The sequence below is a fragment of the Methylolobus aquaticus genome (assembly GCF_054172105.1).
Window position 1 is genome coordinate 51,826 of record NZ_JBSYXP010000015.1, and the last position, 13,227, is coordinate 65,052.

The 13,227-nt window shown below is 65.3% G+C and carries 11 protein-coding genes; 7 read left to right on the forward strand and 4 right to left on the reverse strand.

All coding sequences use genetic code 11. The features are described 5' to 3' along the window. The first annotated feature begins 20 nt into the window (after window positions 1-20). On the forward strand, window positions 21-1,352 hold the full coding sequence (locus ACW73L_RS17790) for a dicarboxylate/amino acid:cation symporter (protein ID WP_498923924.1): 1,332 nt from the start codon (window positions 21-23) through the stop codon (window positions 1,350-1,352). A gap of 14 nt (window positions 1,353-1,366) precedes the next feature. Here ACW73L_RS17790 and ACW73L_RS17795 read toward each other — a convergent pair whose 3' ends face one another. From ACW73L_RS17795 to pbpC, 3 genes are all read right to left on the reverse strand, one after another. Next, window positions 1,367-1,921, reverse strand: coding sequence for a DUF2058 domain-containing protein (locus ACW73L_RS17795; RefSeq protein ID WP_498923925.1), 555 nt, complete (start codon window positions 1,919-1,921; stop codon window positions 1,367-1,369). A 55-nt stretch (window positions 1,922-1,976) separates the two neighbouring features. Next, a complete protein-coding gene (locus ACW73L_RS17800; protein ID WP_498923926.1) occupies window positions 1,977-2,861 on the reverse strand; it encodes a bestrophin family protein in 885 nt (294 codons plus the stop codon). A gap of 98 nt (window positions 2,862-2,959) precedes the next feature. Further along, the gene (gene pbpC, locus ACW73L_RS17805; RefSeq protein WP_498923927.1) at window positions 2,960-5,224 is read right to left on the reverse strand and encodes a penicillin-binding protein 1C; all 2,265 of its coding nucleotides are present in this window, start codon (window positions 5,222-5,224) and stop codon (window positions 2,960-2,962) included. A 299-nt stretch (window positions 5,225-5,523) separates the two neighbouring features. Between pbpC and ACW73L_RS17810 the strand changes: the two genes are divergently transcribed. From ACW73L_RS17810 to ACW73L_RS17825, 4 genes are all read left to right on the forward strand, one after another. After that, on the forward strand, window positions 5,524-6,198 hold the full coding sequence (locus ACW73L_RS17810; RefSeq protein WP_498923928.1) for an alpha/beta hydrolase: 675 nt from the start codon (window positions 5,524-5,526) through the stop codon (window positions 6,196-6,198). 82 nt (window positions 6,199-6,280) lie between these two features. Further along, entirely contained in the window at window positions 6,281-7,291 is a 1,011-nt protein-coding gene (locus ACW73L_RS17815; protein WP_498923929.1) for an AAA family ATPase, read from the forward strand. Window positions 7,292-7,348: 57 nt separating this feature from the next. Beyond that, window positions 7,349-7,990 (forward strand): orotate phosphoribosyltransferase, encoded by a 642-nt coding sequence (gene pyrE / locus ACW73L_RS17820; protein WP_498923930.1) that lies wholly within the window; start codon window positions 7,349-7,351, stop codon window positions 7,988-7,990. A 229-nt stretch (window positions 7,991-8,219) separates the two neighbouring features. After that, window positions 8,220-9,842, forward strand: coding sequence for a right-handed parallel beta-helix repeat-containing protein (locus ACW73L_RS17825; RefSeq protein ID WP_498923931.1), 1,623 nt, complete (start codon window positions 8,220-8,222; stop codon window positions 9,840-9,842). A 66-nt stretch (window positions 9,843-9,908) separates the two neighbouring features. Here the strand turns inward: ACW73L_RS17825 and argB are convergent, their stop codons facing one another. Next, window positions 9,909-10,817, reverse strand: a complete 909-nt coding sequence (argB, locus tag ACW73L_RS17830; RefSeq protein ID WP_129884529.1) for an acetylglutamate kinase — start codon at window positions 10,815-10,817, stop codon at window positions 9,909-9,911. A gap of 410 nt (window positions 10,818-11,227) precedes the next feature. Between argB and ACW73L_RS17835 the strand changes: the two genes are divergently transcribed. Beyond that, window positions 11,228-12,322 carry a glycosyltransferase gene (locus ACW73L_RS17835; RefSeq protein ID WP_498923932.1) on the forward strand — a complete coding sequence of 365 codons (1,095 nt, stop codon included), beginning with the start codon at window positions 11,228-11,230 and terminating at the stop codon, window positions 12,320-12,322. Window positions 12,323-12,415: 93 nt separating this feature from the next. Continuing rightward, window positions 12,416-13,117, forward strand: a complete 702-nt coding sequence (gene thyX, locus ACW73L_RS17840) for an FAD-dependent thymidylate synthase (RefSeq protein ID WP_498923933.1) — start codon at window positions 12,416-12,418, stop codon at window positions 13,115-13,117. Window positions 13,118-13,227 lie beyond the last annotated feature (110 nt).

Genomic DNA, 13,227 nt, shown 5'->3' on the forward strand with positions numbered 1-13,227 from the left:
TCAGGCTTTTGGGCCTGACCATGCCAGCTGATCCGTCGTTCGCGAATCCCGTGCCCGCGCGTCCCGGCCGTCCGCTGTGGTCCTGGCGGGGTCGCCCGCTGTACCAGCGCATCCTGGTTGCGATGGCGCTCGGTGTCGCGCTGGGATTCGCGGCCCGTCAGTGGCTGGAAGCGGACCTGGCCGGGCAGCTGAGCCATTATGTGCTGGATGTCGGCAAGCTGATTCTGCGTCTGCTGTCGATGATTGCGCTGCCCTTGATCTTCGTCGCGATCGTGCATGCCTTGCTCGTGGCCGATATCGGCGCGCGCACGGCGCGGCGGCTGGCCGTGCTGCTGATCACGAACACGCTGGTCGCGATCGTGATCGGCCTGCTCGTCGCGAACCTGCTGGAGCCCGGTGCGGGCGCGATGCCCGCGGTCGCGCCCCAGGTGACCTTCCCGTCGCTGAATCTCTGGGACGAATTGAAGACCAAGCTGCCCGAGAGTTTCTTCGGAGCCCTGGTGCCGAACTGGGCCACCGGTCGGCAGGACATCATTCCTGCCATCGTGATCGCGGTGGGACTCGGCGTTGCGATACGGCGCGTACGCGAGCGGGAGCACGGCGAAGCTCGCCGCGGGGTCGAGGTCGTCGCCGAACTGTTCGAAACCTTCTATCGGGTTTTCCTGACGGCATTGCACTGGATCGTCGACCTGGTGCCGGTCGCGGTGCTGGCGATCGTCATGCACGTCGTCGCGACGCAGGGACTGGCGCCGTTCGCCTCGCTGCTCCGCTTCGTCGGCGCGGTATTGATCGCGCTGCTGCTACAGGCCGCGTATTACCTGCTGCGGGTGCGGCTGCAATCCTGGGTACGGCCGCTGGATTTCCTGCGCGGCGGCAGCGAGGCGCTGTTGACGGCCTTCTCGACAGCCAGTTCGACCGCCTCCGCGCCGATCAACTATCACTGCCTCCGCTACCGGATCGGACTGCGCGAAGAGTCGGCAACGATGGGGGCGCTGGTTGGCAGCAATTTCAACAACGACGGCACGGCGCTGTACGAGGCCATGGGGCCGCTGTACATTTCGCAGATGCTCGGCCAGCCGGTGCCGCTGCTGCGGCAGCCGCTCGTGGCCTTCATGGCGGTGATCGCGTCGGTGGGCGCGCCCGGCATCCCGGAGGCCGGACTGGTGACCATGGTGCTGGTCTTCCAGGCGGTCGGTCTGCCGACCGAGTATGTCGCGCTGTTATTGCCGATCGACTGGTTTCTCGACCGTTGCCGCACCGCGGTCAACGTGATGGGCGACATGAGCGTGGCCTGCGTGCTGGACGGCCGGACACGGGAACCGCTGCCGATCGAACAGCCCCGGTCGGGCTGAGGCCGCGCCGGCCGCTACCAGACCAGGTCGTCGGGAATGTCGTAACCCGCATACTCGTCGCTGACCGCATCGCTGGTCTCAGATGCCTCGGCGACATTCCACAGTGCGATGCTGGCGGCATGACGGGCGCGGATCTTTTCGGCGGTCTCGGCCCCGACCAGCTCGTACTTGCCGTCCAGCGCAACGATGGCCAGCCGTCCCGACGCGATCTTGCGGCTGGTGTCATCGGTCAGATAGAGCCGCTTTACCTTGCCGTCGACGACGAAGTTGTAAGGGCGTTCGCCGGGCTCCACCCGTTCCCGATGGGCCTCGATCAGTTGCCGCACCTGCGCGAGAGCCGCCTTCTGCTCCGCGGCTTCCTGACGCTGCCGGTTCAGTTCACGGTCGCGCTCCGCCTTTTCCTGCTGCAGGCGCCGGTGGTCGGGCGCTGCGGGAGCCGGCGGAGTGCCGTCGGGCTGCTGGCCTTGCGCGCGGCGTTCGTCCTTGACCTTGTCCTTCTTGGCCTTCTTCAGCTGCCTTTCGTTGACCAGGCCTGCCTTCAGCAGTTGGTCCTGTAATGCGTTGCCCATGGTCGTTGTACTGGCTTGTCGAATGGATAGGTGCGCTGTGCTCGCCTGGATTGCGTCACGGTGCACGGGGTCGGAATATCCGGTGCAACGGTCGGGCGCCGGGATCGATGATCAGGATCTCCCGCACGTTATCACCGATCATGCGCGAAATGTCGTCCGTCGGCAGGTCGTTGGCATCGTCGCCAAAGGGGTTCTCGATTTCCTCGGCGATCAGTTCCAGGCTGCCGAGCACATAGAGCATGAACGTGCTGAGCAGGATCGACCAGTAGCCGAATACGGGTGCGAAACAGAACGGCATCGTGATGGTATAGACGAAGACGAACTTTTTGATGAAAAGGCTGTAGGAATAGGGGATGGGTGTCTTCTTAATCCGTTCGCACGCGCCGCAGATGTCGGCCAGGTTCGAGAGGCCCGGGTTGAGATTGCGGTAGTGAGTGTCGGTCAGGTCGCCGGCGCGGTAAAGGCGTTCCAGTTCGACGAACAGCTCGGCCGACACGCGATTCGGGCCGTGACTGATCCCGGCGTGAATTCCCGGAGCCGGGCCGTTCAGCAGGTTTTCCCGCAGGGTCGACGCGAATTGCCCTATCAATGCCGCAAAGTTGGGACGGCTCGGGTGCGCCTCCGGCAGATACGCGTGCAGCTTCAGCGCGAGGTCCCGAGACGTGTTGACGAGCTGGCCCCAGAGCCTGCGGCCCTCCCACCAGCGCTCGTAGGCGGTGTTGGTCCGGAACACGAGCAGCAGCGAGATGATGAAGCCGAGCAGCGAATGCACCAGACTCGTGCCCTGCAGCGAGTTTCCAAAGAAGCGATGCTCGAGGTAGGCGATCAAGGCATTGAACAGGGCCACGGAGAGCATCGCAGGTAGCAGCCGGCGAAAGGTGTCGCTCTTGTGAAACTGGAAAATGAGTCCCCACCAGGACTTGGGATCGTAGCTAACCATGCTGTGCGCTAAGGTGAAGTTCCGCTGGGCTTATCGCGGCAGCGCCGTTGGCCGCGTTTACTGTTGATCATACGGCAGCCTCGCCGTTTTGCCACGTGTCAGTGCCGGGTGCTCACGTTCCCGGCAGGGTCCTGGTGCGGTTGTCCGTCCGGGTCGGCGTTGCCGTTGACCCTGGCCGCGTTGGCGATCGGCCGGACGGAGAACTCGACCGCATCGATGACGGTGCCTTGCGCGCCGATTAGCGCCAGACGATGTCGTCCCGGGGTCGGCCGCCAGGCATGGTGAGTTGCCGCCGATCCGAGCGCGATTCCGTCCAGTTGCAGTTCCGCCCCGGGTGGCGGTGCCTCTACCGTCACGATCACGGCCTGATGGGCTGGCGGGATATCGGGGTCGAGCGCGATCACGACACCCTGCGGTGGCGAAACGATGTGCGGTCCGCGCGTCGCGGGTTCGTTCAGCACGACCTCCCTGACTTCGGTCCCGGACAGGAACCACTCGCGCCGTGGGGATTCCAGCGGCGGGCGAAAGACGATGTCGCGGCTCACGACGCTAGACGGTGGCGGGGGTCTTACTCCGGGCTCCTGCTCGTGCAATGCGTCCATGATGGCCTGCCAGACCGGTGCCGCGCCGGTGATACCGGACACGTCGTGCATCGCGTCGCCCTCGAAGTTACCGACCCAGACCCCGACCGTGTAGCGTCGGCTGAAGCCGATGCACCAGTTGTCGCGCATGTCCTTGCTGGTGCCGGTCTTGACGGCGGACCAATAACGCGTCGACAGGGGGCTGTCGAGTCCGAACGTAATCGCACGGCTGGCGCGATCGGCGAGGATGTCGGCGACCACCCAGGCCGCCGACTCGTCGACCGTGGGCCGAATCGGTGGGATGGCCGCGTCGAGCCGCAGGCGGAGCGCGCCGCCACGGCCGCCGGTGGCCAGCGCGCGATAGGCTGCGACTTGTTCAAGCAGGCTGACCTCCGCCGACCCGAGCGCGAGCGAGTAGCCGTAGTACTCACCGTCCCGGTCGATGCCCGCGTAGCCCAGCGTCTGGAGATAGTCGCGCAACGGCGTGACGCCGACCAGGGCCAGCGCCCGCACGGCCGGAACATTCAGCGATCCGGCCAGCGCGGTGCGCACGCTGACCATACCCTTGAAGTCGCGATCGTAGTTCTGAGGAATGTACAGCCCGCTCGGCGTTTCCAGGTTGACCGGGGAGTCGTTCAGTAGCGAGGCGGCCGTCAGATGGCGCCGTTCAAGGGCCAGAGCATAGAGAAACGGTTTCAGGGTCGAGCCCGCCTGTCGCGGCGCGCGCGCGCCGTCGACCGCCGGGGAACGGGAATAGGGACCGCCGGAGGCCACGTAGGCCAGCACGTCGCCGCTGGCATTGTCGGCCACTACGACTGCACCGTCGCGCACGTTCCGGTCGATCAGAGCGCTGAGCTGTTCCGTTAGCGCCTCAATGGCCAGACGCTGCAGCCGCGCGTCCAGTGTCGTCGTCACGGCTTCGCCCGGCTCGCGGAGCAGTTGCTGCGCCAGTTGCGGGGCGAGGTTCGCGGCCTTCGCGACGGCCGGCGGCCGGGCCAGGCGTGCCGCCAAGGCCTGAAGCTCGTGGCAGTCGACCGAGGGGTTCCCGACTGCCGCCAGCGCACAGGCGCGCCGGCCGACATCGCCGGGTTCCGCATTCGGCGCCGGCAGCAGCGCGGCCAGCAGGACGGCCTCGCCATCGTTCAGGCCGGAAGGCTCCTTGCCGAACCAGCCCTGCGCCGCTGTTCCGATGCCCTGGAGTTCCCCGCGAAACACGGCCAGGTTCAGATACGCCTCGAGAATCTCGTCCTTGCGCCAGGTTTCCTCCAGGCGCAGCGCGGCGCGCATCTGGGCGAGTTTCTCCGGAATGCTGCGATGTCCCGGTTTGGCGATGCCATCGCGATCCAGCAGCGCGGCGAGTTGCATCGACAGCGTACTGGCGCCGCGCCGGCGGCTAGTGACGAGCCGATCCCAGGTTGCCGCGGCCACCGCGCGCCAGTCCACGCCCGAGTGACGGTAGAAACGCCTGTCCTCTGCCTGGATGACCGCGCGGATCACGGCCGGTGACATATTGTCCAGCGTGGTCCAGGCGAGGCGCCGGACATTCCGGTCCATTCGCCGTTCGTGCAGCACTTCGCCATGGCGATCCAGCAGCCACGCTTCCGATGAACGCCAGGCGGCACGAACCTCGGCTGGCGTCGGCAACGCCGTGGAGCCGGCTCCGGCGCCGGAAACCGCCAGCAGGATGGCCGCAACCCAGGCTATCGACCGCAGTCCGTGCGACCGGCGGTCGCGTAGCCGGCGCGGAGCGACAGGCGCAGGGGCTTCTTGTCGGGTCGGCATAAGATCGGACGCGGGAGTTAAGGTGCCACGATGGCCAGCCAGGCCACTGCGGCATGGTGACATCGACAGGGTCCGCCGCCAAGGCGGCAGTGGCAATCCGCCGGGTTTCCCCTCTCGCGCCAGCCGGTCGGCGTATTTCGTTCGGTTTACCGCGGCGTACGATTGCCGCTATGCTGCATTGCTCGGCTGTGCGTGGCCGCGGTATTGCGGCAGGCTGCTCCAGCCACATCGATCACCACCTTGTTCCCGGCCGCGAGGGAGTAACCCGCGCCGTTCAACCCGACGATACTAGCCTGCCAATGACTGCTGAACTTCTCGATTGCCTGACCGTCGAGTCCGGCGCGCCGCCGGCCGCCAGCGTGATCTGGCTGCACGGCCTCGGCGCCGATGCGCACGACTTCGAACCCATCGTCCAGGAGCTGCCGTTGTCCCGACTGGGTCCGACGCGCTTCGTGTTTCCGAACGCGCCGCATCGTCCAGTGACGATCAACGGTGGCTACGTGATGCGAGCCTGGTATGACATCGCCGGTGCCGATCTTGGCCGCAGCGTCGATGTTGCCGGAGTCGAGGCCTCGTGCCGCGAGGTCGCGCGGCTTGTCGAACGTGAAGTGGCGGCGGGCGTCGCCCCTGAACGCATCATTCTCGCCGGCTTCTCGCAGGGCGGCGTCATCGCCCTCGAGACGGCGGCTCGCTATCCGGCCCGGTTGGCGGGCGTCATCGCGCTGTCGACCTATCTGGCCCAGCCGGACCAGCTGCCGCTGGCGAACGCGGCGCTGCCCGTTTTCATGGGACACGGCACCGAGGATCCCATCGTTCCCTTCGCGCTCGGGCAAAGCAGCCGGGCCACGCTCGAAAGCCGGGGCTATGCCGTCGCCTGGCACAGCTACCCGATGCCGCACTCGGTGTGTGCGCGCGAAATCGCCGACATCGGCGCCTGGCTGATTCAACGGCTTGCGCCCCCGGGACCGGCGTGAGCCGGTCGGGCGGACGCTCACGATGCGCTGAACCGCCGGGCCCGGCATAATAGGCGGCTACGCCAACCAGTCCATTCACTGCATGACCGAGATCGCTACGAACGATACGCCGCCGCTCACCGCGGCCCAACGCGAGCTGGCGCGGCTCCGGGACTTCATCGGCACCCGCGTGATTGGGCAGGAGCATCTCGTCGAGAGCATGCTGATCGCCCTGCTGGCCGACGGCCATATCCTGGTCGAGGGGGCGCCCGGTCTCGCGAAGACGCGCGCGATCAACGTGCTGGGCGCCGGCATCCAGGCGGATTTTCATCGCGTGCAGTTCACGCCCGATCTGCTCCCGGCCGATCTGACCGGCACCGAGGTCTACCGTCCGCAGGACGGTTCGTTCCGCTTCGAGCCCGGGCCGCTGTTCCACAACCTGGTACTGGCCGACGAGATCAACCGCTCGCCGGCCAAGGTGCAGTCGGCGCTGCTCGAGGCGATGGCCGAACGTCAGGTCACGGTGGGCCGCAAGACTTACCCGCTGCCCGAGCTGTTCATGGTGATGGCCACACAGAATCCGATCGAGCAGGAAGGTACCTACCCGCTGCCCGAGGCCCAGCTCGACCGCTTCCTGCTGTACGTCCGGATCGGCTACCCGGAGGCCCCGCACGAGCGGAAGATCCTAGATCTGGTGCGGCGTGAGGCGCGTTCACCGGCCGGCGTATCCGCCGGGAGCGCCCCATTCCAGACGCTGACCCAGAATGTCCTGTTCGATGCCCGTCGCGAGGTGCTCGATCTGTACATGGCGGAGCCCCTGGGCGAATACCTGCTGCAGTTGGTGTTGGCGACCCGGAATGCGGCCGCCTACAGCAGCGATATCCCGCGCTGGCTGCAATACGGAGCGAGTCCGCGCGCGACCATCGCGCTCGACCGCTGCGCGCGCGCTCGGGCCTGGTTGCGCGGCCGGAACTATGTGATTCCCGACGATATCCAGGCCCTGGCGCCGGATATCCTGCGGCACCGGCTGATCCTCAGCTACGAGGCCGAAGCCGAGGGCATCACGACCGACCAGGTCATCGAAGAGTTGTTGCGGCTGGTCGCGGTGCCCTGAACGGGCACCGCATCACGGGGCAGGCCATCGCCGGTGTCACGACTGAAAAGGACCGACGTGCAAGCATTTCAGCATGAGTTCATTGAATACGCCCTGGGTTGCCAGGTCCTGCGCTTCGGCGATTTCACGCTGAAGTCCGGTCGCCGGAGCCCGTACTTCTTCAATACCGGACTGTTCGACAGCGGGGCACGCCTCGGTCGTCTGGGCCGGTTCTACGCGCAGACGGTCCAGCACCACGGACTGTCCGCCGACGTGATTTACGGGCCAGCGTACAAGGGCATACCACTGGCCTGCGCGACGGCGATCGCGCTGGCGGACGAGACCGGGCGCGAGATTCCGTTTGCCTTCAATCGCAAGGAGGCGAAAGATCATGGCGAAGGCGGGGTACTGGTCGGCGCGCCGCTCAAAGGGCGCGTGCTGATCATCGATGACGTGATCACGGCGGGCACCTCCGTGCGCGAATCGGTGGACATCATCCGCGGCGCCGGGGCCGAGGCCACCGGCGTGCTGATCGCGCTGGACCGTCAGGAAAAAGGACAGGGCGACCTGACCGCGGTGCAGGAAGTCGAGAAGACGTTCGGTTTGCGCGTCTATCCAATCATCACGCTGGAACACATCGTCGCGTATCTCGAACAAGCCGGCCGCGAAGCCGAACTGGCCCGCATTCTGGAGTACCGCTCGCAAGCCGCTTCGGGTTGAACGGTTAAAGGGGCTCAACGCTTCGTTCTGCCGCTTGGCGAGCGAAAGCGGTCGCTCGGAGCCGTCTGGCATGAGCCCTGCCGGTCCTCGTCATGCCGTCGGCCGGCGGCCGTCCACCGCCCGCGGGACGGCTACGGACCGGAACCCCGTGGCGGCCCCAACGAACGGCTACCTCGCGTAGCAGCTGCCTCTAACCCTGCTCGTCAGTCGCAGACGGAGCGCAAGGCCTTTGAATCTTCTACGCAAACTGGCACGATCGATCGTGATCTTGCTGCTGAGCGCTGCAGCCTCCGAGGCCGCAGACTATTTCGTGAGTCCGGCCGGTGATGACCTGAATCCTGGGACTGCCCGGACCCAGGCGTGGCGCACCATCGGGCGGGTCAATCAGGCTGTCTTCGGGCCGGGGGACCGTGTTCTGTTCGAAGGCGGAAGGATCTTCTTCGGCAGTCTGTACTTTGATCCCTCGGATCAGGGTACGGCCGCAAGTCCTATCGGGGTCGCGTCCTACGGCGTGGGGCGCGCTTCCATCCATTCCGGTGCGAATTTCGGGTTTTTTGCCCATAACGTCGGCGGCTACGTTTTGCGCAACATCGATTTCGTCGGTGACGGCCCGGCGCTGAACAGTGATAGCGGCATTGTCTTCTACAACGATCGGCCCGACCGTCGGAGGCTTGATTACCTTAGGGTCGACCGCGTTGCAGTGACCGGGTACGGGCAATACGGGCTGTTAATCGCGGCGTTGAACAAGAGCGGGTATCGCAACGTCCGGGTATCCAACGTAGACGCCCATCACAATGCGCTGGCCGGGATTATGGTGTCGGGCCATTTTTCCACTTCGCTGCCCGGCTATGCCCACCAGAACATCCGTATCGATCATTGCCGTGTTTGGCAAAACTCCGGTCGTGCCGGGCTTTCGTCCCATTCAGGCAGCGGCATCATCATGTCGGACGTGGATAACGGACTCATCGAGTATTCGGTCGCGTATGAGAACGGCGCGCTGAACAGCGCCAATGGCGGTCCGATAGGCATCTGGGCCTGGGATGCCAATCGCATCGTCATTCAGCACAACGAGTCCCACCATAACCGGACCTCCTCCCGGACCGATGGTGGCGGCTTCGATCTGGATGGCGGCATGACCCGCTCGGTGATGCAGTACAACTACTCCCACGACAATGACGGCGCGGGTTTCCTGCTGGCACAGTTCCCGACGGCGCGGCCTTTTTCCGGGAATACCATCCGCTACAACATCAGTCAGAATGACGCGCGGAAGAACAGCTTCGGGGCCATCCATGTCTGGAACGGCGGCAGCGGGATCGAGCGCTGCGAGATCCATAACAACATGGTCTATGTCAGCCCGGCACCCAGCGGTACGCCGAGAGCCGTGTACTTCCAGACCTCGGCCCGCGACCTTCATGTTCGCAACAATATCCTGATAACGACTGGCGGCTTGAGGCTCGTGGATGCCGTGGTGGGACAGACCGGTGTGCTATTCCAGGGAAATGACTACTGGTCGAGCGGCGGTAACTTCAGGGTGCGGTGGGAGGGGGCCGAGTATTGGGCTCTGACCAACTGGCGAGGGACCACGGGGCAAGAAATGCTCGGCGGTGGTCCGGTTGGTTACCGTATTGACCCACGGCTCGTGAATGCTGGGGGAGGTGGCACCCTGAATGATGCCACCCTGCTCCCAAGCCTGAGCGCCTATCGGCTGCAAGCCGGGTCGCTGTTGATCGATAGTGGTCTGGATCTTCCGGTGTTGTTCGGACTCGACGACGGTCGCCGCGATTTCCATGGCACGGCGCTGCCGCAAGGGGGCCGGGTTGATATCGGCGCACATGAGGCCACGTCACGCTGAACAGATTTCGAACGCCGCGGCAGGTTGGCTGCGGCGTTGCCCCGAACCGCGCAGAGCGAGCCGCGATCAGCGCCGCATCAGCAGCGTGCCGATACCCCGGTCGGTAAAGAGTTCGAGCAGGACCGCATGGTCGATGCGGCCGTCGATGATATGGGCACTGTTGACGCCGGCTTTCAGCGCGTCCATGGCGCAGTCGACTTTCGGGATCATGCCGCCGCTGATCGTGCCGTCCTCGATCAGCGCGTCGACCTCGGCGAGCGACAGCCCCGTCAGCAATTCTCCCTGTGCGTCCAGAATCCCGGTGGTATTGGTCAACAGGATCAGCTTCTCCGCCTTCATGACCTCAGCCATTTTGCCGGCGACGAGATCCGCGTTGATGTTGTAGGAAAAGCCGTCCTGGCCGACGCCGATCGGTGCGATGACGGGAATGAAGTCGCCCTTGATCAGCATGTCGACCACGGCGGCATTGATGCTGGCGACTTCGCCGACGTGTCCGAGATCGATGATTTCCGGCTCCTCGCTCTCCGGAGTGCGCTGCTTCATGACGATCTTGCGGGCATGAATCAGATCGCCGTCCTTGCCCGACAAACCGACTGCCGAGCCGCCGTGACGGTTCAGCAGATTCACGATTTCCTTGTTCACCAGCCCACCGAGCACCATTTCGACGACATCCATCGTCTCGGCATCCGTGACCCGCATGCCTTGTACGAACTCGCTCGTCTTGCCGAGGCGCTTCAGCAGATCGCCGATTTGTGGGCCGCCACCGTGCACGATGACCGGATTCACACCGACCAGCTTGAGCAACACGATGTCGCGCGCGAAGCTGCTCTTGAGTTGTTCGTCCACCATCGCGTTGCCGCCGTATTTGACGACGATGGTCTTGCCGCGGAAACGGCGGATGTAGGGCAAGGCCTCGGTCAGAACGTGGGCGATATCGCGGGCAGACTGGCTTTCGATGGTCTCCTGTTTTTTCACTTCGGGCTCCATGACGGGTTCACAGCAGAAATAGTCGATCGTAGGTCCAAGCCGCCGACACAGCGCACATCGCCATTCGTGCGGTGGGGCCGGCCGGCCGGACCTCCGCGACACGGCTCGTGCGCAGGATTCCGGGCTCGGCCAGCACGCGGTGTCATGGGCATGCAGACGGTGTGTGCTCCGGGCCCAGATCGTGGCTATGTCGCGACATACTAACATCGGGCCCGGAGTGAGGCTGACCCAGGAGGTGCTTGGGCGAGGTCCCGACCCGGATCGTGCCTGGTGTAGAATCCGTGTCGACTTGTTCCGCTGAGGCCAGCCTTTACCGGAGCCACCGCTCCGGTTGTCCCCATACTGCTTCTTTCGTTGCCGATCTGTCGGCCGGAGTTCAGCACCCAGCCCCGTCATTCATGAAGATTTTACATGTCGAAGGAGGCCGCAATTTCTATGGCGGTGCGCAGCAGCTCTTCTATCTATTGCAGGGCTTGTCGGCGCGGGGCGTCGAGAACGTGCTGGTCTGTCCGCTCGGCTGCGAGTTGGGGCGCAGGGCAACGCCGTTCGCCGCCGTGCAAGAATTGCCGATGGGAGGCGACCTGGATGTGCGCCTGATTGCGCGCCTCGGCCGGGTCATTCGTTCGGTCGGACCCGATCTGGTCCACCTGCACAGCCGCATCGGGGCCGATGTCATGGGCGGACTCGCCGCCCGCCTTGCCGGCGTGCCGGTGGTCCACTCCCGTCGTGTCGATAATCCGGAGTACCCGCTCGTCGTGGCACTGAAGTACCGTCTGTTCGACCGCGTCATCGCGATTTCGGAAGAGATCGGCCGGGTGAAGCGAGCCGAGGGGCTACCCGCGGCGAAGCTGCGGTGCGTTCACAGTGCGGTTGATCCCACGCCCTATCTCGCGCCGCCGGAGCGGGAATGGCTGCGCGCGGAGTTCGGCCTGCCTCCGGAAGGGCCGATCCTCGCGGTCGTCGCGCAGCTGATCGGGCGGAAGGGGCACCGCTACCTGCTGCAGGCGCTGCCGCGCCTGGTTGCGTGCTTCCCGAACCTGTCCGCGCTGTTCTTCGGCAAGGGTGCGCTGGAGCAGGAACTGCGGCAGCTTGCGGCACGGGTCGGTGTTGCAGAACGGGTGCACTTTGCCGGTTTCCGAGGCGATCTGCCGCGCATTCTGCCCTGCCTGGACCTGCTGGTTCACCCGGCGCTCGCGGAGGGCCTGGGCGTCTCGTTACTGCAGGCTGCCAGCGCCGGTGTCCCTATCGTGGCGTTTCGCGCCGGCGGGGTGCCCGAAGTCGTGCGGGAAGGCGTGAACGGCCTGCTGGTCGAGCCGGGGAATGTCGATGGCCTCGGGCAGGCGATCGAGGCCCTGCTGGGGGATCCGGCCCGGGCGAGCGCGATGGGGCGCGCGGGCCGTTCCCTGGTCCAGCGGGAGTTTTCGGTCGATCGGATGGTCGAGGGAAATCTCGCGGTCTATCGCGAACTGCTGGTCGAACGCGGCAGGCCGTGAGGCATCCGGCGTGGCGCGTAGGCAGTCGGCCGTGCGTTCTGCTATAAAGGCGCGGCGCACCCTTGTACCGCGCTGCGACCCGAGACCGACATGATGACATTCGATCCCTTAGGCGATGGCATTTCCCGTGTGGAGCATCTCGACCACATGGGCGACGATCTGCGCGTGGTCAACGCGGCGCGGATCAGCTTCGATCGTGAGAGCCACCTCGAATGCGATGACACCGGCCAGTGGCTGCAGGATCAGGATGAGAAGCTGATCGGTTTCCTGGCCGAGAACGAGCACGTGAGCCCGTTCTTTCATCCGCAGATTTGCCTGCGCATCACGATGCCTTCCTTCCTGGCGCATCAATGGTGGCGTTCGACGGTCGGCGTGTCGCGATCGGAAGTCTATCGGCGCTATGTCGTTGCGGAACCGGAATGCTACCAGCCCCCGCACTGGCGTCTGCGCGCGCAGCGACCCAAGGCGGGCAGCGGTACCGGAGAACTTGGTGCGGAGCGGCAGGCCGCCCTGTCGACCGAGGTCGAACGCTTGTACCGGGACATCAAGAAGCTGTACGGCCAGATGATTCAGGAAGGCGTCGCGCCCGAACTGGCGCAGGCCGTGCTGCCCCAGGCCACCTACACGCGCTGGATCGAGACCGGTAGCCTGCATTACTTCGTCCGCGCATACGGGCTGCACACCGGCCCTATGGCCCAGCGCGAACTGAGGCTTTATGCCGAGGCCGTCGGCGAGATCGTCGGCGGCCTGTTCCCGGTCTCGTGGAAGGCCCTGACCCGTCACACGGCGGCGTGAAAAGTCGGTGCACGGAGCCGACGAAGCGGCAAGCCCTCTGCCCCATCCGCCTTGCTCCAACGTGTTGCGGCGGGTCTGACCAAGTCGACGTCGCCCGCGCGGAGCCGCGC